This is a genomic window from Jiella avicenniae (assembly GCF_021390325.1).
Lineage (GTDB): Bacteria > Pseudomonadota > Alphaproteobacteria > Rhizobiales > Rhizobiaceae > Jiella > Jiella avicenniae.
The window spans coordinates 1-1,275 of the sequence record NZ_JAJUWU010000047.1 but is presented as its reverse complement, the minus strand read 5'-3'; the positions used below and the strand labels follow the sequence as shown (position 1 = coordinate 1,275).

Sequence of the window (1,275 nt, the reverse complement as noted above, 5' to 3'; positions counted from 1 at the left end):
CAGGGCTCCGAATTCATATGACAGCGGATGACGGGTTGCTTTTGATCTGATTCGATGAAGGGGTTTGATTCGCGGAGCGCTCTCATGTCCCTGTCCATTGCCGAACCAGCGTTGCCAAAGTCCAGGCTTCGGATTTTGCTGGATCATTTTGCCGAAATCGATGATCCGCGCGACGTGAGGCGCGCCGACTACCCGTTGCCGGAAATCCTGCTTTTGGTGGTCTGTGGGTCGATGGCCGACTGCGACGACTACGAGAACATCGCGCTTTGGGGAAAGGCGCATCTTTCGTTTTTACGCCGCTTTCTGCCCTATGAGCACGGCGTACCGGGCGAGCGTTGGCTGACCATTCTGATGAACCGGATCAATCCGGCGCTGTTTTCCAAGGCCTTCACCGACTGGGTGCGAGCGACATGGCCCGAGAAGATCGATCTCGTGGCCATCGATGGTAAGACATCCCGGCGCAGCCACGACAGAAGCGCCGGCGAAAAGGCCATCCACCTCGTCTCCGCCTTTGCCACCACACGGCGCCTCGTGCTCGGACAGGAAGCGGTGCCCGACAAGGCGAACGAGCTTGCGGCGATCCCGGTTCTTCTGGAGAGGCTCGGCACTGACGACGGGCTCAAGGGGGCGCTGGTCTCCATCGATGCCATTGCCACCAATGGCACCATCGCCAGCGCCATCCGGGCGGAGGGCGCCGACTACCTCCTGGCGGTCAAAGCCAACCAGCCGACGCTCAGGGCCGAAGTCGAAGCCTGCTTCAATGATGCCCCCACCGGCACGATCGAGATAGACGTTCAGTGCGACAAGGGCCATGGGCGCATTGAGGAGCGGACCGTCTCTGTCTTGCGCGAGATCGACTGGCTCAACGGCCACCGGCGCTTTCCCGGCGAACTGCGCCTGCCCGACGTCGCCTGCATCATCAAAGTCAAAAGCCGAGCCCAACTCGCCGAGAAAAGCCGCTTCGAGACCCGCTACTTCATCTCCTCGGCCCATCTTTCCGCCCAAAAGGCCGCCGGGGCCGTGCGCGGTCATTGGGGTATCGAGAACCAACTCCATTGGGTGCTCGACGTCCTCTTCAACGACGATCAGTCACGCCTGCGAAAAGGCCACGGCGCCAAGAACATGGCCGTCGTCCGACACTTCGCCCTCAACATCATCCGAAGCGCAAACGATAAACACTCCCTCAAATCACGACGAAAACTTGCTGGATGGTCACCGAATTACATCGCAGAACTGCTCCAACAAAGCCTATAAAAATTTGGATTCGGAGCCCTG

At 59.8% G+C, this 1,275-nt stretch carries 1 protein-coding gene; it reads left to right on the top strand.

Annotated elements, in window-relative coordinates; genetic code table 11:
* Positions 1-84 precede the first annotated feature (84 nt).
* The gene (locus LZD57_RS23920; protein ID WP_233722092.1) at positions 85-1,254 is read left to right on the top strand and encodes an ISAs1 family transposase; all 1,170 of its coding nucleotides are present in this window, start codon (positions 85-87) and stop codon (positions 1,252-1,254) included.
* The last annotated feature ends 21 nt before the right edge of the window (positions 1,255-1,275 follow it).